Origin of the sequence: Aliarcobacter vitoriensis, assembly GCF_048320235.1 — a bacterium.
GTDB classification, from domain to species: Bacteria; Campylobacterota; Campylobacteria; order Campylobacterales; family Arcobacteraceae; genus Aliarcobacter; species Aliarcobacter vitoriensis.
The window spans coordinates 1121483-1142930 of record NZ_CP182882.1; the positions used below are offsets into that span (position 1 = coordinate 1121483).

Sequence of the window (21448 nt, forward strand, 5' to 3'; positions counted from 1 at the left end):
TACTTATGAAAAAGATATTTTTAATTTTAACTTTTCTTTCTATATTTGCAATAAATTTATTTGGGGCAAAAAATCTATATCTATCATCTACTAAAGTCCCAACAAATATTCACAAAAATCAAAAATTTGAAATTAAAATCGAAGCATTAGTTACTACAAATAATTTTACTGACTTGAAAACAAGTTTTTCTAATTCTTCAAATATTGAGATTTTAAATCCTGATTCAAAGTGGAAAGCAATTTCAAATGATACATATACAAATAGCTACTATTTTAAAGTAAAATCGTCTAAATTTTCATTGCCTACATTTGATATAAGCCTAGTAAATGCAAATAATATTATAGATACTAGTACACTTGAAATTCCAAATATTAAATTTGCAAATATTGGTAAAAGTGATGAAAGATATGCAAATATAATTGCTGAAAATGTTATTGTGAAAGCATACAAGACAAGACAATACAATAATAATGACGCTCTTACAATAATAGATATTGATGCAATAAATTCAAACTTGTCTGATTTTTCTCTAAAAGAAATCGAAGAACAAGGAGTTTCGAGTTTAAAAGAGTGGGAAAATATTGAAAATCTTGTTTATTATTTTGTAACTCCTATTTATCAAAAGAACCTTGTTTTTACATATTTTAACTCAAATTCAAATAGTTTTAAAGAGATAAAAATACCTCTTATTCTACAAAATGAATTAGTAAGTACACAAACTGATTTAAATCCAAATGATTCAACTTTTGAGAAATATAAAAAAATAGCAGCAATTGTTGTTTTTGTTTTATTTTTAATTTTATTTATATGGAAAAGATGGAAAGTTTTATTAGTTTTAACACTTATTTCATTGATTGTTGCTGTTATTTATAATTTACCTCATCAAGAAGGAATAATAAAACAAGATTCTTTAGTATATATTTTGCCTACAAAAAATTCAACTGTTTTTTTTAAAGCAGAAAATGATATGAAAGTAGAAATTTTAGAAAAAAAAGAGCATTTTATAAAAGTTTTATGTACTGAAAATGGCTTTATTGGTTGGATAAAGGAGGAAAGTTTTGAGAAAAATTAGAGGCTTGATAGTATTTATTCAATTTTCAATAAGTGTTGCTATTGTTGTATTTTTTATGTATCTATTTAGAAATCATGCTCATAAAGTTATAAAAATATGGATGAGTGTTCAAATGTATTTCTTAGGAATAAAACTAGAACAAGAAGGAAAATTAGATGAAAGTTGTGATTTAATAATCATCAATCATCAATCGATGTTAGATATTATTGTAATGGAACATATTCATAGTAGGCATATTGCGTGGGTTGCAAAAAAAGAGATTACAGACCTTTTCTTTTTCGGACATATTATAAAAGCTCCAAAAATGATAAGTGTAGATAGAGAGAATAAAGCTGGGCTTATTAATCTTTTAAGTGAAGTAAAAGATAGATTGGATAAAGGTCGTCCTATTGCTATGTTTCCAGAAGGTACAAGAAGTGATGGAACTTTTATTGGAGAATTTAAAGCTGGAGCTAAAATGGTTGGAAATAAATACAATTTAAAAGTTCAACCAGTTGTGATGTTTAATACAAGAAATATTATAAATTCACAAAAAATGGAAGCTTCTCCTGGAGTTGTAAAAGTTGTATACCTAGAACCAGTTCAAGCATGTAAAGATACTTCTTGGTATGAAGATACTCAAAAACATATGAAAGAGGTATTTGAAAAAGAGTATAAAAACTATGTTTCCTAATTACCAAGTAATTCTTGCTGTTGGAGTTGGTGGAGCTTTAGGTTCAATTTTAAGATATTTTACAGTTTTTTTTCAGCAAAAATACTATCCAGTTGATTTTCCTTTAGGAATTCTAGTTGTGAATTTAATTGGTTCATTAATGATTGGTTTTTTGTATATATACTTTCAATCTTATATTATTTCAGATAATATAAGATTTCTTTTAATAACTGGCTTTTTAGGTGGATTAACTACATTTTCTACATTTGCTTTAGATAATTATTTACTATATCAGACTTCATTTAGCCTTACAATATTAAATATTTTAAGTAACTTATTTGGTTCAGTTTTTGCTGTTTTAATAGGTGTTAAATTAGCACAAATTATCTTCAAATAGAAAAAATTTTAAGCAATATCAAGTTATAATATTTGTTATATCAAAAAAAAGGATAATTTATGGGTATGCCAAGTGGAATGCAATTATTGGTAATTGTTTTAATCGTATTAATTTTATTTGGTGGTAAAAAAATACCAGAACTAGCTAAAGGTTTAGGTAGTGGAATAAAAAACTTTAAAAAAGCTGTAAAAGAAGATGAAGAAGAAGTTGCTACAGCTACAAAAGTAGAAGAAGTAGAAAAAAAGGCTGAAGCAAAAACAACTTCAACTCAATCTACAACAGAACCAAAAAAAGAAGCATAAGAGTAAAACATTGCAAAATTTAGTTAAAGAGTATATAGAAAATATTTTACAAACAAATATTGTTTTAGAAAAACCAAAAGATATTTCTTTGGGACACTATGCAACTCCTGTTGCATTTGGTTTAGCAAAAGAGTTAAAAAAATCTCCTATGCAAATTGCTGATGAATTAGTTGTAAAACTTGAAAACAAAGATTTATTTGAAAAAATTGAATCTATTAAAGGATTTATTAACTTTACTTTATCGAGAAAGTTTTTACAATCTTTAGTTGATACTGCACTAAAAAATGGTAATTCTTTTGCTAAAGAAGATAAAAAAAATGAAAAAATCTTACTTGAATATGTTTCAGCAAATCCAACAGGACCTTTACATATAGGACATGCAAGAGGAGCTATTTTTGGTGATAGTTTAGCTAGAGTTGGAAAATATTTAGGATATGATATAACAACAGAGTATTATATAAATGATGCTGGTGCACAGATGGACTTACTTGGAATTTCAGTAAGTTTAGCTGCAAGAGATTTTATATTTAATGAAGTTGTAGAATACCCTGAAAGCTACTATCGCGGAGAATATTTAATTGATATTGCACAACAAATTATTGAAAAATTTGGAAAAGATATCATCTATGATGAAAATAGATTTAAAGAATTAGCCCTATTTGCTAAAGATATTGTAATGCAAATCATTGTTAAAGATTTAAAAGATTTAGGTGTTGAATTTGAAAATTTTGTATCTGAAAAATCTTTATATAGTTCTTGGAATAGTACAAAAAATGTTTTAGAAAAAAATGGCTCACTTTATGCAAAAGATAAAAAAGTATATCTTCAATCAACAAAATATGGTGATGATAGTGATAGAGTTGTTGTAAGAGAAAATGGAATTCCTACATATCTTGCAGGAGATATAATCTACCATAAAAATAAATTTGATAGAAATTTTGATAAATATATCAATATTTGGGGTGCTGATCACCACGGATATATAACAAGAGTAAAAGCTGCTATTGAATTTTTAGGAAATGACTCTTCAAAACTAGAAGTTATTTTATCTCAAATGGTACAACTTTTAAAAAGTGGTGAACCTTATAAAATGAGTAAAAGAGCAGGAAATGTGATTCTTATGTCAGATGTACTTGAAGAAATTGGTAGTGACGCTTTAAGATTTGTATTTTTAACTAAAAAAAGTGATACTCACTTAGAGTTTGATATTGATATGTTAAAAAATCAAGACTCTTCAAATCCAATTTTTTATATAAACTATGCACATGCTAGAATAAATCAAGTTTTTGTAAAATCTGGTATCTCAAGTGATGATATAAAAAATATAAATTTTGAAAACTTAAACAATGACGCTTTAAATTTAGTATATGAAGCCCTACTTTTAAAATCAGTTTTAGTTGAAAGTTTTAATAAAAGAGATATGCAAAAAATCACTGAATATTTATACAACTTAGCTTCAAGTGTACATAAATTTTACAATGAACACAAAATCATAGGAAGTGATGATGAAAAAGCATACTTAAAAGTTTTAAGTATGGCAAAACTAAGCCTAAATGTAGGATTAGAACTACTTGGAATAAAAGCAAAAGAGATTATGTAATCTTAGGAAACAAAACTTTAGTATAATCATAAATTATGATTTGCTAAAGTCTAATTTCCAAAGCTTTTAGTTTTTAGGTCTTTGAAAATCTTTCAAAAAATCTTCTATGTTATATTTTTCTCTATATTTTTCACTCATTAGATGTATAAAAATATCACCTAAATCTATAACAGTCCAATTTTCATCTTCATCAACTCTTAAAAACTCTTCACCTTTTGGTTTTAGTTCTATTTTGAGATTGTCTAAAAGTGCAGCACCATGTCTTGGATTTAGCGTTGTTGCAATAACAACATAATCAACCAAATATTCTTTGTCAGTTAAATCAAAAACATCTATATCTACTGCTTTTTTATCATCTAAAATATTTTTAATATTTTCTACTCTACTACTCAATTTTTCTACCTTTTTGTAAATTTAATATATCTTTTTGTATTGCTTTTGGAACAAAATTTAAATCAATTTGCTCTCTTAAATTTGTTGAACTAATATCAATATTTATATCTAAGATTTTAAAATCTTCAATATTTTGATTAAATCCAACTCTTGTTGCAACAACAAACTCAACTTCTCTTTTTAACTCTTCTATTTTATACCATCTATGAAGATTTCTTACATTATCTTCACCAATTATAAAATATACTTTAGAAGGCTTATACAAAGATTTTATGTAGCTAACAGTTTTATACGTATAACTTACTTTATCATTTTTTATTTCATAATCACAAATTTCTACATTTGGATATGGTGAAAAAACTTTCTTTAATAGTTCAAATCTAAATTTAGGTTCTAAATAAAAACTATTTTTAAATGGATTTAAATACGTTGGAACAACTATTAATTTATCAATATCTAAATTTTTTAAAGCAACCTCAACGATAGTTTCATGTGCTATATGTACTGGGTCAAAACTACCACCAAAAATTGCAATTTTCAATTATTTAAAACCTTCTAATTTGTAATTAAATAATATTATAGCAATTTTTGGATAAAATATCTATCGTTTAGATTTTTAACAAAGGGTAAAAATGGCTATTAAAGTTGCAATAAATGGTTTTGGAAGAATAGGAAGATGTGTAGCTAGAATCATAGCTAACAGAAATGATATTGAATTAGTTGCTATAAACGACACAGCAACACCTGATATGCTAGAATATATTACAAAATATGATACAGTTCACGGAACTTTTGATGGTGATGTAAAAATTGAAAATGGTTACCTAAGAATGGGAAAAATCAATGCAAAGCTTTATTCAACAAGAGATGCAAGTGAATTAACTTTTACAAAAGAGTGCGGTGCAGAAGTTGTTTTAGAGTGTACTGGAGCTTATTTAACAAAAGAAAAATGCCAAGTGCATATAGATAATGGGGCTAAAAAAGTTGTTATGAGTGCTCCTGCTAAAGATGATACAAAAACTTATGTAATAGGTGTAAATGAATCAACTTATGATGGAGAGAAAATAGTATCAAATGCTTCTTGTACAACAAACTGCTTAGGTCCAATAGCTAAAATTATTGATGACGCTTTTGGAATAGAAAAAGGTTTGATGACAACTATTCACTCATATACAAACGATCAAAATATCTTAGATGTAAAACATAAATCAGACAAAAGAAGAGCAAGAGCAGGTGCACAAAATATGATTCCTACAAGTACAGGAGCAGCTAAGGCTATGAAGCTTATTATGCCTCAGCTTGAAGGAAAACTTCACGGTCAAAGTGTAAGAGTTCCAACTCCAAATGTCTCAATGGTTGATGTAAACTTCTTAGTAAAAAAAGATACAACAAAAGAAGAAATAAATGCTTTATTTACTCAAAAATCAAAAGAATTAGCTGGAGTGGTAAGTGTTGATAATGATATGTTAGTATCTAGTGATATTATTGGAAATACTAATTCAACAATTATTGCGTCTGATTTAACTCAAGTAATTGGTGGAAATATGATAAAAGTTATGAGTTGGTATGACAATGAGTGGGGATATTCAGCTAGACTTGTGGATTTAGCTGTTTATGTAGCAAATAAATAAGGGAAAAGATGAAACTACAAGAGATTAAAAATATAGATATTAGTGGTAAAAAAGTATTTATAAGATGTGATTTTAATGTTCCTGTTGATGAAGACAACAATATCACAGATGATAGAAGAATAAGAAGTGCTTTAAATACAATTAGATACTGCATTGACAATGATTGTTCAGTTATTTTAGCTTCACATTTTGGAAGACCAAAAGGTGGATTTGAAGAAAAATATTCTCTTGCTCCAATAGCAAAAAGACTTCATATTTTACTAAAACAAGAGATTAAATTATCTCCAAATGTGGTTTGTGATGAAACTTTAAAAATGGCAAAAGAGTTAAAAACAGGTGAAATATTACTGTTAGAAAATATGAGATTTGAAGCTGGTGAAACAAAAAATGATGAAGAACTTTCAAAAAAATTGGCTTCTATGGCTGAAATTTATATAAATGATGCTTTTGGAGTTTCTCATAGAGCTCACTCTTCTGTTGAAGGAATTGCAAAGTATTTTGATATGAATAGTAAAGCAGCTGGTTTTTTACTAGCAAAAGAGATTAAGTTTTTTCATCATATTGTTGAAAATCCAAAAAGACCATTTGTATCTATCGTTGGTGGTTCAAAAGTTTCTGGAAAACTTGAAGCATTATATAATCTTGTTCCAAAAGTTGATAAAATAATTATTGGTGGAGGAATGGCATTTACATTCTTAAAAGCCTTAGGATATGAGATTGGAAAATCTTTGGTTGAAGAAGATTTAATTCCTGAAGCTCTAAAAATTATGGATTTAGCAAAAAAAGAGGACACAAAACTATATTTACCAGTTGATATAGTTGCAGCTGAAGCCTTTGATGCTGAAGCAATAGCAAAAATTGTAACTATTCAAGAGATGCCAAAATCTTGGATGGGGTTAGATATTGGTCCTGCAACAGCACTTTTATTTAATGAAGCATTAGCAGATGCAAATACTATTTTATGGAATGGACCAATGGGTGTTTATGAAATGGAGAAATTTGCAAAAGGTAGTACAAAAATATCTCATGCAGTAGCAAGTTCATATGCAACTACAGTTGTAGGTGGAGGAGATACTGCTGATTTAGTAAGAATTACTGGAGATGAAGATGATATGACTTTTATCTCTACTGGTGGTGGAGCTTCTTTAGAGTTAATTGAAGGGAAAATTCTACCAGGAGTTAAAGCATTAGTTATCGAGGAAGATAACTAATGCCAATAATTGCTAGTAATTTTAAAACAAACCATACTAGAAAATCAACTGCTTTATTTATTGAAAAATTAAATAACTATCTTTTACAAAACAATATAAAAAATGAAGTATTTGTATTTCCTACTTCAACTTCACTAGATAAATTTAATACCATTTCAAATCTACAAATTGGTGTTCAAAATGCTTATGCCACTTCGAGTGGTTCATTTACAGGAGAAATAGGAACTTTTCAATTAAATGAATTTGAGATTAAAACTATTTTAATAGGACATAGTGAAAGAAGACATATTTTAAGTGAAACACAAAGCCAAATAGCTAAAAAATATGAGTTTTATAAAAGTTTAGGTTATAAGATAATTTACTGTATTGGTGAACCTTTAGAGGTAAAAAAACAAGGTTTAGAAAAAACTTTAGAGTATATTTATGAACAATTTGATGGAATTGACACAAATTATGAAAATTTAATCCTTGCTTACGAACCAGTTTGGGCTATTGGAACAGGAGTTACTGCTACAAATGATGATATCAAAAATGTTCATACAGCAATAAAAAAGAAGATAAACAAACCTCTTTTATATGGTGGAAGTGTTAAAGTAGAAAATGTAAAAGAGATTTGCGAAATTGAAAATGTTGATGGAGCATTGATAGGTACTGCTTCATGGGTTATTGAAGATTTTATACAAATAATAGAAAATACAAAGGATTTATAAGATGTTAATGAAGGGTAAAAAAGGTGTAATTTTAGGTGTTGCAAATGATAAATCTATTGCTTATGGTATAGCAAAAGCATGTGCTGCTCAAGGAGCTAAAATAGCTTTTACATACTTAAACGACTCTTTGAAAAAAAGAGTTGAACCAATCGCAGCTGAATTTGTAAGCGAAGCTTTAGTTTATCCTTGCGATGTTTCAAATCCACAAGAAATAAAAGATTTAAAAATTGCTTTAGAAAAAGATTTAGGAGAGATAGATTTCATTGTTCACTCTATTGCTTTTGCACCAAAAGAAGGACTTAGTGGAAGATTTCATAATATTACAAAAGAAGCATTTGATATAGCAATGGACATATCAGTATTCTCTTTAATAGAAGTTACAAGAGAGTTAAAACCACTTTTATCAAACAACTCTTCAATTTTAACTTTAACATATTATGGTGGAGCAAAATATATTCCAAACTATAATCTTATGGGAGTTGCAAAGGCAGCTTTAGAAATGACTACAAAATATTTAGCTGAAGATTTAGGAAAAGATGGAATAAGAGTAAATGCTATTAGTGCAGGACCTATTAGAACTCTTGCGGCTGCAGGTATTGGTGATTTTAGATTTATGCTTAAATGGAATGAAGCACATTCACCTTTAAAGAAAAATGTTTCTATTGATGAAGTTGGAAACTCTGGAATGTACTTATTAAGTGATTTAAGTAGTGCAGTTACAGGTGAAATACATTATGTTGATAGTGGATTTAATATTATGGGAATGCCTGCAGTTGAGTTTGAAGAAGGTGGGAAACCAAGAATAGCTTGGAATGGTACAGACAAATAGATTAAATCTTTTAAAAAATATAGTTTTTAAAAGATTTAAATTTTAATAATTTTATAAAGGAATAAAGATGAATATAGATTTTAAGACATTGGCAGAAAAATATCAAACACCATACTATGTATATGATTTTGATCATATTACAAAACAGTATGAAGAATTAAAAAGTTCATTTAGAGCTAGAAAATCATTAATCGCTTATGCAGTAAAAGCTAATTCAAATTTAAGTGTAATAAAACACTTAGCAGACCTTGGAGCTGGAGCAGATTGTGTAAGTATTGGCGAAGTAAAAAGAGCTTTAAAGGTTGGTATTCCTTCATATAAAATTATTTTTTCTGGTGTTGGGAAAAGTGATGATGAGATAACACAAGCATTAGAACTTGATATTTTAATGATAAATGTTGAAAGTGCAGCAGAGTTAAACAGAGTTGAAGATATAGCAAAAAGTTTAGGAAAAATTGCAAGAATTTCAATAAGAGTAAATCCAAATATAGACCCAAAAACTCACCCTTATATTTCAACTGGACTTCATGAAAATAAATTTGGAGTTGATATAGATACAGCAAAAAGAATGTATATTCAGTGTAAAAATAGCGAATTTTTAGAACCAACTGGAATTCATTGTCATATTGGTTCACAATTAACTCAACTGCAACCAATAAAAGATGCAGTAAAAATAGTGGCTGAATTGGTAAAAAATCTAAAAGCTATAAAAATTGATTTATCATTTATGGATGTTGGTGGAGGATTGGGAATTATCTATGATAATGAAAAACTAATTGACACTTACGAATATTCTCAATCTATTTTAGATGCTATGTTTGGACTTGATGTAACAGTTGTTTGCGAACCAGGTAGATTCATAGTAGGAAATTCTGGAGTTTTTGTAACAAAAGTTTTATACGAAAAAGTAAATGGAAATAAAAGATTTGTTATTGTTGATGGAGCTATGAATGACTTGATAAGACCTGCTTTATACAATGCTTATCATAAAATTGAAGTTCTAAATGATAATAAAGAACTTAGTGATTGTAATCTTGTTGGACCAGTTTGTGAAAGTGGAGATTTCTTTGCAAAAAATATTCAACTACCACAAACAAATCATAACGATTTAGTAGCTATTTATAGTGCTGGAGCTTATGGATTTACAATGGCAAGTAACTACAATACAAGAGGAAGAGTAGCAGAGATAGCTGTTCTTAATGGTCAAGATAGATTAATTAGAAAAAGAGAAACTTTTGAAGATTTAATAGCTTTAGAAGAAGAGTTCATAAAATAAAGGCAATTTATGACAAATGAAGATGGATTATTGGAACTTAGAAACCAACTTGACAATATAGATAATAAACTTCTTGAGTTATTAAATGAAAGGATGAATCTAGTTCATAAAGTTGGCTCTTTAAAAGCAAAAAGTGGTGGAGCAATATATCGTCCTGATAGAGAAAAAGCTATTATTGATAGACTAGATAAAATAAATCAAGCACAATCTGGACTTTTAAATAGAAGTGCAATAGAAGCATTGTTTTTAGAAATTTTTGCAATATCAAGAAATATTGAATTACCTGAAAACATAGGTTATCTTGGACCTCAAGGAAGCTTTACTCACCAAGCTGCAGAGAGTAGATTTGGAGCTATGAGTTCATATATTTCAATAAGTTCTATAAAAGGGATCTTTAAAGAATTAGCATCTAAAAAAATAAAATTTGGCGTAGTTCCAATAGAAAACTCTTCAAATGGAATAGTAAATGATACAATTAATGGTTTTACAAACTATGATTCAAAAATTGTTGCTGAAGTTTTACTAAATATCCATCATACACTAGCAACAACTTGTGATAAGATATCTGATATAAAAAAGATTTATTCAAAAGATATAGCTTTTGACCAATGTAGAAGATTTTTAACAAATTTTGGGCTTGATGAAGTAGATTTAATACCAGTTGAATCAACAACAAAAGCAGCAAAATTGGCTGCAAATGAACCAAATAGTGCTGCTATTTGTGCTCATGTTGCTGCAAAACTTTATAATCTTCCTATTTTATTTGAAAATATTGAAGATAAAGACAATAACAAAACAAGATTTTTTATACTAAGTGATTTTGAAAATGCACAAAGTGGAAATGACAAAACATCAATTTTAGTAAATCTTCCTGACGAACAAGGAGTTTTAGTAAGATTTTTGAATGATTTTAATAATTCTGGAATAAACTTAACAAAAATAAAATCACATATTGTAGAAGGAAATTCTATATTTTTTATAGATTTTGATGGACATAAAGATGATGATAATGTTAAAAAAGTTCTTGAAAAACATAAAAGTAGCATTAAAGTTTTAGGATCTTATGTAAAAGAAATAAGTGATATTTAAAAGGAAAAATAAAAATGCAATTTAATAAATTATTAGACAATGTTTCAACATATGAAGCTGGAAAACCAATAGAATTAGTTGTAAGAGAGTATGGAATAGACCCAAAAGAGGTAGTAAAGCTAGCTTCAAATGAGAATCCTTATGGTACAAGTCCAAAAGTCGTTGCTAAAATTGAAGAATTAGCTAAAAATATGTATTTATATCCAGATGATTCTATGTTTGAATTAAAAGATGCTTTGGCAAAAAAGTATAATTTAGATAGTTCAAATATCATCATAGGGTCTGGAAGTGACCAAATTTTAGAGTTTTGTATCCATGCAAAATGTAAATCAAACTCAAATGTTATTATGGCAAAAACAACATTTGCTATGTATGAAATTTATGCAAAGCATGTTGGAGCAAATATCTTAAAAACTCAAAGTAGCCAACATAATTTAGAAGAATTTAGCAAATTGTATAAAGAAAATGGAGCCGATGTAATCTTTTTATGTATCCCAAACAATCCTTTAGGAGAGTGTTTAAATAAAGATGAAGTTTATGAATTTTTAAAAACAATAGATCAAGATACTCTAGTTGTAGTTGATGGAGCATACCAAGAATATGCTGCTTTCAAAGATGAGAAAAAAAGAATTTGTCCAAAAGATTTGATAAATACTTTTCCAAATTGTGTATATTTAGGAACTTTTTCAAAGGCTTATGCACTTGGTGGAATGAGAGTTGGTTATGGATTAGCAAAAGAGAATATCATATCAACTTTTTACAAAATTAGAGCACCTTTTAATATCACAACTTTAAGTTTGGCAGCAGCTATTGAAGCTTTAAAAGATGAAAAATTTGTAAATGATTGTATAGAAAAAAACTTTATTGAGATGAAAAGATATGAAGAGTATATAACAAGCAAAAACTTTGAATATATTCCTTCATATACAAACTTTATTACTATAAAACTTGGTGATAAATTTATATCTAAAGTTGTTGCTCAAAAACTACTAGAACTTGGAATGATTGTAAGAGATTTAACAGGTTATGGTTTGAATGCAATAAGAGTTACAATAGGAACAAATGAACAAAATACTAAACTATTCAAACTATTAGATAAAGTTTTAGAAGAGTTAAAATAGAGTTTAATTATGGAAATAAAAGGTAAATCACTAAAAGAATTAGAACAAATATCCCAAGATATTAGAGATAGAATCATTGATGTTGTATCACGAAAAGGTGGACATTTTTCATCAACTCTTGGTGCAGTTGAATTAACTATTGGTATGCATTATATTTTTGACTCAAATAGTGAGCCTTTTATTTTTGATGTTTCTCATCAGTGTTATCCACATAAACTTATCACTGATCGTTGGGAAGAATTTGAGACAATTCGACAGTTTGGTGGACTTTGTGGTTTTACAAAACCAAATGAGCATAAAGCTGACTATTTTGTTGCTGGACATAGTTCTACTTCTATTTCTCTAGCTGTTGGAGCAGCAAAGGCTATTAAGCTAAAAGGTGAAAAAAAAGTTCCAGTTGTTATGATAGGAGATGGTTCTATGAGTGCTGGAATGGTATATGAAGCATTAAATGAACTTGGAGATTTAAAACTTCCTGTTGTAATAATACTAAATGACAATGAAATGAGTATAGCAAAACCAATCGGTGCAATATCAAAATATCTTTCAAAACTTTTAGCTGGAAAATTTTATCAAGGTTTTAAATCAAAAGTTGATAAATTTATAAAAAACAATATGCCAGAAGGTACAACATATTTAGCTAAAAGAGTTGAAGGTTCTTTAAAGCTTATAACTCCTGGAATATTATTTGAAGAAATGGGAATAGATTATATAGGTCCAATAGATGGGCATGATATAGAAGAGATTATAGAAACTTTACAAATTGCTAAAGATATGGGTAAACCAGTTATCGTTCACGCAAGAACAATAAAAGGTAAAGGATACAAAATAGCTGAAGGGCATCACGAACATTGGCATGGAGTAGGACCTTTTAATGTAGAAGATGGTGAATTCATCAAAAAATCTTCACAAAAAAGTGCCACTGCTGTTTTTTCAGATGCTTTACTAAACCTTGCAAAAAAACACGAAAATGTTGTTGGAATAACTGCTGCAATGCCAAGTGGAACAGGAATGGATAAACTAATATCCGAATTCCCAAATAGATTTTGGGATGTTGCAATAGCTGAACAGCACGCCGTTACTTCAATGGCAGCTATGGCAAAAGAAGGCTTTAAACCATTTGTTACTATTTATTCTACTTTTTTACAAAGAGGATTTGACCAAATAATTCACGATGTCTGTATTATGGCTCTACCAGTAGTTTTTACTATGGATAGAGCTGGAATTGTAGGAAATGATGGCGAAACTCATCAAGGAGCTTTTGATATAAATTTCCTAAGATTTATACCAAATATGATTTTATTTGCTCCAAGAGATAATGAAACTTTAGAATTAGCTCTTGATTTTGCATATACTTTAGATAAACCATGTGCTATTAGGTATCCAAGAGGTTCTTTTAAAGAGTTAGAATATCAAGCTTCACCTTTTGAATTAGGTAAAGCGGAACTTTTAAAATCTGGTACTTCAAATAAACTTTTTGTAGCTTATGGAAATGGAGTTTCAAAAGCTATAGATGTAGAAAAACTACACAATGAAGATATAGCAATCTTAGATTTAAGATTTGTAAAACCTTTAGATATTGATACTTTGATTAATTTATCTACAAAATACAATAGTTGGTATATTTTTAGTGATTCTCAAAAACAAGCTGGAGTTGCTAGTGCTATTTTAGAAATATTGAATCAAGAGAATATTAAAAATATTAGTATTAAATCTTTTGAATATGAAGATAGTTTTATAGAGCATGGTGATACAAATAAAGTTGAAGAGTCTTTGGGGCTTTTACCATCACAATTAGTAAAACAAGTGATTAAATAGGACAAAAAGTATCTTGTATTATAAGTTAAATTTATAATTTTATTCCAAAAAATATATAATTTTAACTTTCATTTAATAAAATTTATCCTATGATTTATTAAATCATTTAGGAGGATTTTAACTATGAAACTAAAAATTTCTTTGGCATTACTTTTAGGTGCAAGTACATTATTTGCAAATCAAGCTTTAATTCAAAAAGCAAAAAATAGTGGTTTAGAAGCTATTCCAACTGATAAAAAAGAATGGATGAAGTTGGTTGATACTGATAAAAACAACCCAATAACAGATGCAAAAATTGAACTTGGTAAAAAACTATATTTTGATCCAAGACTTTCAAGAAGTAATTTAATATCATGTAATACATGTCATAACTTGGCTTTAGGCGGAGCAGATGGAGTTCCAGCAGCTATTGGTCATGGTTGGACAGCAAACCCTCACCATTTAAACTCTCCAACAGTTTATAACTCTGTATTCTTTAAAGCACAATTTTGGGATGGAAGAAGTCCACACTTAGCCGATCAAGCTCAAGGTCCAATTCAAGCAGGTCCAGAAATGGCTGCACCTCCAGCACTTGTAGAAGAGAGAATTAACTCTATTCCAGCTTATGTGCAAGAATTCAAAACTGCCTATGGTAAGGATGTAAAAGTTGATTTTGAAACTATTACTTCAACTATTGCATTATTTGAAAAAGTTCTTGTAACTCCATCAAGATTTGATGAATTTTTAGAAGGAAATGACAAAGCCCTTACAAAAGATGAACAAGAAGGATTAAATATATTCTTAAATAAAGGCTGTACAGCATGTCATACAGGGATTGCTCTTGGTGGAACTATGCAACCATTCCAAATTGCAAAACAATATACATTTATAAATGTAGGTGATTTTTCAGGGGATGAAAATGGTATGGTAAAAACTCCATCTTTAAGAAATATCACTGAAACAGCTCCATATTTTCATAATGGTCAAATTTGGTCATTAAATGAAGCAGTAAAAGAAATGGGTTCTGTTCAATTAGGAATCAATATTAGCGATGCTGAAGCTTCAAAAATAGTAACTTTCCTAAAATCTTTAGAAGGTAAAAAACCAGATATTACGTATCCAAAATTACCAGCTTCTACTGATAAAACTCCAAAACCAACTTTTGATTAATAAACTTTATTTCCAAGCCTACGCTTGGAAATAATACCCCTAAATAAATCTTGAGATTTTAAATTTTTAGAATTTTAGTACATATTTAGCAAAGATTACATTGCTTGAAAATTTACTTCCTTGTGCTTTGTAATCGTATGAGATATTTATATCATTTATTTTATTTATATCCTATTCCTGCTTCATAAGACCATCTTCCGTTATCTTGAAATATCCTCTAAAAAGTAGACAAAAACTTTCGCTATTTTTTCAAAATTAAATTTTAATAACAAAAATTTAGCGACAAAAATATATTATAATATTTATATGAATTTAGAAAACTTGAAACACTTATCTATTTTATATGTTGATGATGAAATTCTTAGAAATTCTACACAAAATATATTATCAACTCTTTTTGAAAAGGTTTTTGTCGCTAAAGATGGTGAAGAAGCAATAGAAATTTACAATAAAAGCCATATACATATTTTAATGTTAGATATAAAGATGAAAAATATGAGCGGAATAGATGTAGCTAAATATATTCGTACTGTAGATAGTAAAATTCCTATTTTTTTGGTATCAAGCTATACAGATGTAGAAGATGTACTTGAAGCAATCAAACTTGATTTGGTTGATTATCTAAAAAAACCTTTTAGTTTTGAAGAGTTGCTAAATGCTCTTCTTAGATGTTTATCAAAAATAGATAGTAAATACTTAATAAAAAATAATTTAGGAGCAAATGCCTTTTATGATTTTTTATCAAAACAGTTAATTTCAAATGGAGAATATATTACTTTAACAAAGTCTGAAATAGATGTGATAGAAATATTTTTACAAAGAAGAAATAAACTCATAAGCTATGTAGAATTTGCTCATATTTTAGGAGAGAATATTTCAGAAGTTGCTTTAAAAAATATAATATACAAGCTTAGAAAAAAAATCGGCAACAACTCTATACAAAACCTATCTAAAATAGGTTATATGTTAAACTAAATGAAACATATATTTTTACTTCTAATCTATTTATTATCTCTTGAAGCAAATGATATATTTATAATAGATTTTAGTAAAAATGACGAATTAAATCTATCTCAAAAAATGGTGCAGATTTACAAATATAAAACTTATTTTAGAACCAAACTCTTTATATGAGATTGTTACAAAAATAGATAACAATAAAAATAGCACTCAAATAGAGTGGATTGCTATGAGTGAAGAAGGTTTCAATAAGTTTTTATTTTTAGATTATTTTATTTGGGGAGTTATTTTAGGTGGTATGTTTTTACTGCTTATTTTACATATATTATTCTTTTTTACTATAAAAAACAAAAGTTTTATAAGCTATATTATCTATATTTTTATAGTTTGGGTTTATTTTTTTGTAAATAATGGCTATTTAGCTTTACTACTTGAAAATGGTATATATAACTCGATTTTATCACATTTAAGTGCTTATGCTATTTTTTTAGTTTATATGACATTTTTAGATGAATATATGAAATTTAGACAAAAAAGAATTTATTCTTATATATTAAAACCTATGTATGCTTACTATATTTTTATTGCTTTTAGCAGTTGGGTGATAATATTTTCTCCTGCCATATATAAATATGACTCTATTTATTTTATCCTTACCTTTGTTTCTATGGTAATTTTGATTGTTTTAACTTCTATTGAGATTTATAAAACTAGGACTATACAAACTTTTTATATTTTATTGGGGGGGCAAATAAGTATTTTTGTAGGTTATATTTTAATATTTTTATCTGCTTTTCAAAAAATCCCTGTTACAACAGATACTCAAAGAATTATTGGTTTTTTCTTATTTTTAGAGATGATTTTATTTACATTTGCAATTTTTATTCGATTAAAATATATAGTTGATATGAAGCAAAAAGGAGAGAAACTCATACTTAGTCAATCTCATTTTAGTTCTATTGGTCAAATGTTAAAAAATATAGCTCACCAGTGGAAAGTTCCTACTGTACGACTTGGAACTTTAATTACTGAAATAGAATCAATTTTATTTAACAATAAAATATTTGACCAAAAAATCAATAACATCATAAAATCTATGAGAAATAATATTAATTTTATGGAAAGCACTATTGTCGAGTTTACTCAATTTTACTCTAAAGATGAAAAAAGAACTATTTTTAATCCAATAGAAGAAATTTTCAACATAAAAACTATGCTAACTGAAAAGATAAATTTACAAAATTTAGAAATAAAATATAATATTGATTTAATCAACCTTCAATTAAATGGAAATCCAAAATCTTTTGCACATATTGTTTTGATTTTGATTGAAAATATTTTAGATATTTCAAAAAGAGACAATATTTCTTCACCAACATTATCAATTTTTTATGAAGAAAATTCATATCATACATTTATTCATTTTCGAGATAATTGCGGTGGAATTAAACAAAAACCAATAGAATCTATTTTTGAACTTGAAGTGAGTTCATATCAAGATAAAAATAGAGGTATAGGTTTATCGATAGCTAAAATTTTAACAGAAGAGAAACTCCAAGGAAAATTATCTGTTTTAAATGTAGAAAATGGAGCCATATTTACTCTTCAAATAGAAAAATTGAGTAAATAATCTATAAAAAAGCCAAAAGCTTTTCTATGCTCAATCCCATAGCAGTACTTTCATATCCTTTAACACTTTTTATATAAGGTTTACAAAATCCTTCAACCATTATAGCTCCTGCTTTTCCAAAGCATTCACCACTATCAAGATAGTCTTTCATATTAGTTTTATCAAATTTAGTAAATTCGTAAGTAGTAATTGACATATCAATAAGTTCTATATTTTTTGATTTATAAATCATACAAGATATTACACTTGTTTTATTTCCACTTTGAAGCTCTAGCATATATTTTGCATCGTCATAATCTTTTGCTTTTCGTAAGAGTTTTCCATCACAAGTAACTACACTATCAGCAACCAACAAAGGCATATCATCAACTCCATATTGTTTAAAAAGTTCATCAAATTTTCCTTTTGTAGCAATATAACAAAACTCTTTGGGATTTTGTGTAGCTATACTATCTTCATCAAAACTTCCTCCATTTTGTACAAAATCTATTCCAAAATCTTTTAATATTTTTGCTCGAGTAGGAGAGTTTGAACCAAGTCTTATCAAAATTTATCCTTTTTTATCGCAATTATACTAAGTTTTTATATAATACGATTTTAATATTTTATTAGGATTTATAATGCAAGTCGTCCAAAGAGTTTCGGGAGTTTTGATATTTTTGTCATTTATATTTACAATTTATGCATATTTTTTTCAAGAAAATATTTTATTATTTGCCATCATATTTATTTGGATAGCTTCAACTATACTTTTTTTTACTCTAAAAAAAAGAAAACTTATATATATACTTTTATCTCTTAGCTTAATATCTTTTTTATATAGTTATTTAAATGGCTTTTATATCGACTTTTACAAAGCTTTTAGTGTAAATCAATATCTTCTAACTTTACTTATTGCTGTTGGGTTTTTAAAGCTTATAGCAACTCCAAGAAAAGAGAAAAATAGTGATTTACCAAGAGGAAAAAGCTCTTTTTTAAAAACATATTTGAGTGTTCATCTTTTTGGTTCAGTTATAAATCTATCATCTTTACTTTTAGTTGCAGATAAAATGTATAAAAAAGCTCCTTTGAGTTCTTCTCAAATAGTTTTATTAACTCGTTCTTTTGCTAGTGATGCTTACTGGTCACCATTTTTTGTAGCCTTTGCAGCTGCTATTACTTATGCACCAAATCTACAAACATATACCATAATATCTTTTGGATTATTTCTAGCATTTTTTGCATTTTTAATAACATATTTTGAAGTAAGTGATAAAAAGAAGTTTGATTTAGATAATTTTTATGGCTATCCATTATCTCTACAAACTCTGTATTTACCACTTATATTAGCATTTTTTGTACTTTTAACTCACTATTTTTATGAAGATTTAAAAATCATAGTTTTAATATCTAGTTTTGCCTTTTTTATGACTCTTCTCATACTTCCACTAAAAAAAGGTTTTTTTGAAAGTATAAAAATCTTAAAATTTTACATAATAGATGAATTGCCAAAAATGAAAAGTGAAATATCTTTGTTTCTAGTTGCTGGATTATTTGGAATATCTGTTGGTTCAATATTAATAGGTTTGAATTTTACTCTACCTTTTGAAATTTTTGATTATAAAGTAGCTTCAATACTGCTTTTTATATTTATAGCCCTATCATTTATAGGAATTCACCCTATTATTTCTATATCAATTTTAGGAGATTTCTTTGTTGATGCAAATCATACTTTATTGGCTATGACTTTTTTGATGTCTTGGGCAACAACAGTTTCAACTTCTCCAATATCAGGATTAAACCTTACTATGAGTTCAAGATATTCTTGTAGTGCAAAAGAGATTTTTAAACTAAATATCTTCTATGCTTTAAAAATGTATGTTGTTTGTGTGATTTTTCTTTTTGTATTGTCTAAATTTTTGGGGATTTAAGAGTTAAAAGAGTTTATTTTAAAACTCTTTTTGCTGTCCAATATCTATTTTTAAAATAAACATTATCCAATTCAGAAATAGTTACTCCAATTTTTGTAGAAGAGTGCATAAACTTACCATCTTCAATATATATTCCTACGTGCTTTGTCTTTCCAGTATGAAAAAATACCAAATCACCCATCTGTAAATCACTTTTTTTAACAGTTTTTCCTACTTGAACTTGTGATCTTGTATCTCTTGGTAGTTGTAAATTAAACTTCTCTGCTAATGCTTTTTGTACAAAACCAGAGCAATCAATCCCTTTTTTGCTATATCCACCTATTCTATATTTTGTGCCTTTCCACTCATCATAAAAGCTAAATAATTTATCATTTATTTTTTTGTCTTTAGACATATAGTTTGAATATGTAACATCTTCTAAAAATGTATGTTTTTTAAGATGTGTTTGTTGTTCTTGGTTTGAGTTATATGTGTTATTTTGGAAATTTGAAGCATCTACAGTTTTTTGACTTGAAGTTGTGGCACACCCTGTAAATACGGAAGAAAATATTACAATAGATAAAAAACTTTTCCTTATATTCATACATTTCCCTTTTATTTTTAGTAAAGTTGTTGAGTATATAAAAAAACTACCTATTTTGTCAAGTAAAATTTATAAAATTTTTATATAAAATAATCAAAGATAAGCTAAATAGATTTTAAAGTATAATCAAAATAAAAACATATAAATAAGAGGTATTTCATGGCTGATAAAATATTTGTTGCTTTAGCTTCATATTGTGATGATATGCTTGAATTTACAATAAAAAGTGCATACAATAGTGCTAAAAATAAAGAAAATATTATTTTTGGTGTTGTAGAACAAAATTATGAAAATAATAGAGAGAGTATCAAATCTTTCGAATTCTCTCAACAGATAAGATATTGTCATATTTTTCCAAATGACTCATTGGGTGTATCTTGGGCTAGACACTTATGTTTCTCATTATATGATAACGAAGAGTATTTCTTACAAGTTGATTCTCACACATATTTTGAAGAAAATTGGGATGAAAATTTAATATATCAATACAATGAACTATTAAATAAATCAAATAAACCTATAATTTCAACCTATCCTTATGGTTTCACTATTGACGAAAATAGTGAAATAAATTACAATAAACCATCTGGAAAAACTATTTTAGTATTAAGACCAAAAAGTGAACTAGTTTTAACTAAAGACAATCTTGTTCTACAATTTCGGGCAGAACATATACATTCATCTGAAGCTATTTTAGGCTGTCATATTGCAGCAGGATTTTTATTTGCAAAGGGAAATTTTATAGAAGAAATTCCTTATGACCCATATTTATACTTTCATGGGGAGGAACAAAGCTTAGCTATACGTTCTTTTACAAAAGGATGGGATATTTATCATCCAAAATGGATACCTTTATATCATCTATACAAAAAAGTAAATACCAAATATGATACACATCATTGGAGTGGTGATACTTCTAAACAAAGAGATTTTGAATGGACATATTTACAAACAAGAGCTAAAAAAAGACTAGAAAAGCTTATATTTGGGGAGTTAAATGACAGTATTTATGGTCTAGGAAATATTAGAACTCTTCAACAATATATTGAATTTAGTAAGATTGATTATTTTAATTTATCTTTTAAATAATAAAGGTAAAGCTAAAAGCTCTACC

The 21448-nt window shown here is 27.5% G+C and carries 22 protein-coding genes; 18 read left to right on the plus strand and 4 right to left on the minus strand.

Annotation, left to right across the window (positions count from 1 at the left end):
• The first annotated feature begins 5 nt into the window (after positions 1-5).
• From ACNSOS_RS05630 to argS, 5 genes are read left to right on the plus strand one after another with little or no spacing between them, the layout of a single operon-like run.
• Positions 6-1073: a hypothetical protein gene (locus tag ACNSOS_RS05630; RefSeq protein ID WP_418186256.1), complete on the plus strand. Its 1068-nt coding sequence runs from the start codon at positions 6-8 to the stop codon at positions 1071-1073.
• Positions 1060-1746: a lysophospholipid acyltransferase family protein gene (locus ACNSOS_RS05635; protein WP_418186257.1), complete on the plus strand. Its 687-nt coding sequence runs from the start codon at positions 1060-1062 to the stop codon at positions 1744-1746. The genes ACNSOS_RS05630 and ACNSOS_RS05635 overlap by 14 nt, the downstream gene beginning before the upstream one ends.
• The gene (crcB, locus tag ACNSOS_RS05640) at positions 1715-2122 is read left to right on the plus strand and encodes a fluoride efflux transporter CrcB (RefSeq protein WP_418186258.1); all 408 of its coding nucleotides are present in this window, start codon (positions 1715-1717) and stop codon (positions 2120-2122) included. The genes ACNSOS_RS05635 and crcB overlap by 32 nt, the downstream gene beginning before the upstream one ends.
• Positions 2123-2181: 59 nt before the next feature.
• Positions 2182-2424, plus strand: a complete 243-nt coding sequence (locus ACNSOS_RS05645) for a twin-arginine translocase TatA/TatE family subunit (RefSeq protein WP_113895192.1) — start codon at positions 2182-2184, stop codon at positions 2422-2424.
• Positions 2425-2434: 10 nt separating this feature from the next.
• Positions 2435-4024, plus strand: coding sequence for an arginine--tRNA ligase (gene argS / locus ACNSOS_RS05650; RefSeq protein ID WP_418186259.1), 1590 nt, complete (start codon positions 2435-2437; stop codon positions 4022-4024).
• 66 nt (positions 4025-4090) lie between these two features.
• On the opposite strand, the gene rsfS is transcribed toward argS, so the two are convergent.
• Together rsfS and nadD are read right to left on the minus strand one after the other, a co-directional pair.
• Positions 4091-4417, minus strand: coding sequence for a ribosome silencing factor (rsfS, locus tag ACNSOS_RS05655; RefSeq protein WP_113895190.1), 327 nt, complete (start codon positions 4415-4417; stop codon positions 4091-4093).
• Complete coding sequence (gene nadD / locus ACNSOS_RS05660) at positions 4410-4958, minus strand: nicotinate (nicotinamide) nucleotide adenylyltransferase (protein WP_418186260.1); 549 nt, start codon at positions 4956-4958, stop codon at positions 4410-4412. The genes rsfS and nadD overlap by 8 nt, the downstream gene beginning before the upstream one ends.
• A gap of 91 nt (positions 4959-5049) precedes the next feature.
• Here nadD and gap point away from each other — a divergent pair, with 91 nt between their 5' ends.
• From gap to ACNSOS_RS05715, 11 genes are all read left to right on the plus strand, one after another.
• Entirely contained in the window at positions 5050-6048 is a 999-nt protein-coding gene (gene gap, locus ACNSOS_RS05665) for a type I glyceraldehyde-3-phosphate dehydrogenase (RefSeq protein ID WP_418186261.1), read from the plus strand.
• Positions 6049-6056: 8 nt separating this feature from the next.
• Positions 6057-7259: a phosphoglycerate kinase gene (locus tag ACNSOS_RS05670; protein WP_418186262.1), complete on the plus strand. Its 1203-nt coding sequence runs from the start codon at positions 6057-6059 to the stop codon at positions 7257-7259.
• The gene (locus ACNSOS_RS05675; protein WP_418186263.1) at positions 7259-7969 is read left to right on the plus strand and encodes a triose-phosphate isomerase; all 711 of its coding nucleotides are present in this window, start codon (positions 7259-7261) and stop codon (positions 7967-7969) included. The genes ACNSOS_RS05670 and ACNSOS_RS05675 overlap by 1 nt, the downstream gene beginning before the upstream one ends.
• Position 7970: 1 nt before the next feature.
• The gene (gene fabI, locus ACNSOS_RS05680) at positions 7971-8798 is read left to right on the plus strand and encodes an enoyl-ACP reductase FabI (protein WP_418186264.1); all 828 of its coding nucleotides are present in this window, start codon (positions 7971-7973) and stop codon (positions 8796-8798) included.
• Between the two features lie 67 nt (positions 8799-8865).
• A complete protein-coding gene (lysA, locus tag ACNSOS_RS05685; protein ID WP_418186265.1) occupies positions 8866-10074 on the plus strand; it encodes a diaminopimelate decarboxylase in 1209 nt (402 codons plus the stop codon).
• 9 nt (positions 10075-10083) lie between these two features.
• Positions 10084-11163 carry a chorismate mutase gene (pheA, locus tag ACNSOS_RS05690; RefSeq protein ID WP_113910015.1) on the plus strand — a complete coding sequence of 360 codons (1080 nt, stop codon included), beginning with the start codon at positions 10084-10086 and terminating at the stop codon, positions 11161-11163.
• Between the two features lie 14 nt (positions 11164-11177).
• Positions 11178-12284: a histidinol-phosphate transaminase gene (gene hisC, locus ACNSOS_RS05695; RefSeq protein WP_418186266.1), complete on the plus strand. Its 1107-nt coding sequence runs from the start codon at positions 11178-11180 to the stop codon at positions 12282-12284.
• A gap of 9 nt (positions 12285-12293) precedes the next feature.
• Positions 12294-14102 carry a 1-deoxy-D-xylulose-5-phosphate synthase gene (dxs, locus tag ACNSOS_RS05700; RefSeq protein WP_418186267.1) on the plus strand — a complete coding sequence of 603 codons (1809 nt, stop codon included), beginning with the start codon at positions 12294-12296 and terminating at the stop codon, positions 14100-14102.
• A 123-nt stretch (positions 14103-14225) separates the two neighbouring features.
• Positions 14226-15251 carry a cytochrome-c peroxidase gene (locus ACNSOS_RS05705; protein WP_113895180.1) on the plus strand — a complete coding sequence of 342 codons (1026 nt, stop codon included), beginning with the start codon at positions 14226-14228 and terminating at the stop codon, positions 15249-15251.
• A 306-nt stretch (positions 15252-15557) separates the two neighbouring features.
• Positions 15558-16226, plus strand: coding sequence for a response regulator transcription factor (locus ACNSOS_RS05710; RefSeq protein WP_418186268.1), 669 nt, complete (start codon positions 15558-15560; stop codon positions 16224-16226).
• Between the two features lie 214 nt (positions 16227-16440).
• Positions 16441-17841 (plus strand): 7TM diverse intracellular signaling domain-containing protein, encoded by a 1401-nt coding sequence (locus tag ACNSOS_RS05715; RefSeq protein WP_418186269.1) that lies wholly within the window; start codon positions 16441-16443, stop codon positions 17839-17841.
• A 1-nt stretch (position 17842) separates the two neighbouring features.
• Here ACNSOS_RS05715 and maf read toward each other — a convergent pair whose 3' ends face one another.
• Complete coding sequence (gene maf, locus ACNSOS_RS05720) at positions 17843-18388, minus strand: septum formation inhibitor Maf (RefSeq protein WP_418186270.1); 546 nt, start codon at positions 18386-18388, stop codon at positions 17843-17845.
• A gap of 73 nt (positions 18389-18461) precedes the next feature.
• Here maf and ACNSOS_RS05725 point away from each other — a divergent pair, with 73 nt between their 5' ends.
• Entirely contained in the window at positions 18462-19751 is a 1290-nt protein-coding gene (locus ACNSOS_RS05725) for a tellurium resistance protein TerC (protein WP_418186271.1), read from the plus strand.
• A 13-nt stretch (positions 19752-19764) separates the two neighbouring features.
• Here the strand turns inward: ACNSOS_RS05725 and ACNSOS_RS05730 are convergent, their stop codons facing one another.
• Positions 19765-20334 carry an NlpC/P60 family protein gene (locus tag ACNSOS_RS05730; protein ID WP_418186272.1) on the minus strand — a complete coding sequence of 190 codons (570 nt, stop codon included), beginning with the start codon at positions 20332-20334 and terminating at the stop codon, positions 19765-19767.
• Between the two features lie 159 nt (positions 20335-20493).
• On the opposite strand from ACNSOS_RS05730, the gene ACNSOS_RS05735 reads away from it, so the two are divergent.
• Complete coding sequence (locus ACNSOS_RS05735) at positions 20494-21423, plus strand: GlcNAc-transferase family protein (RefSeq protein ID WP_418186273.1); 930 nt, start codon at positions 20494-20496, stop codon at positions 21421-21423.
• The last annotated feature ends 25 nt before the right edge of the window (positions 21424-21448 follow it).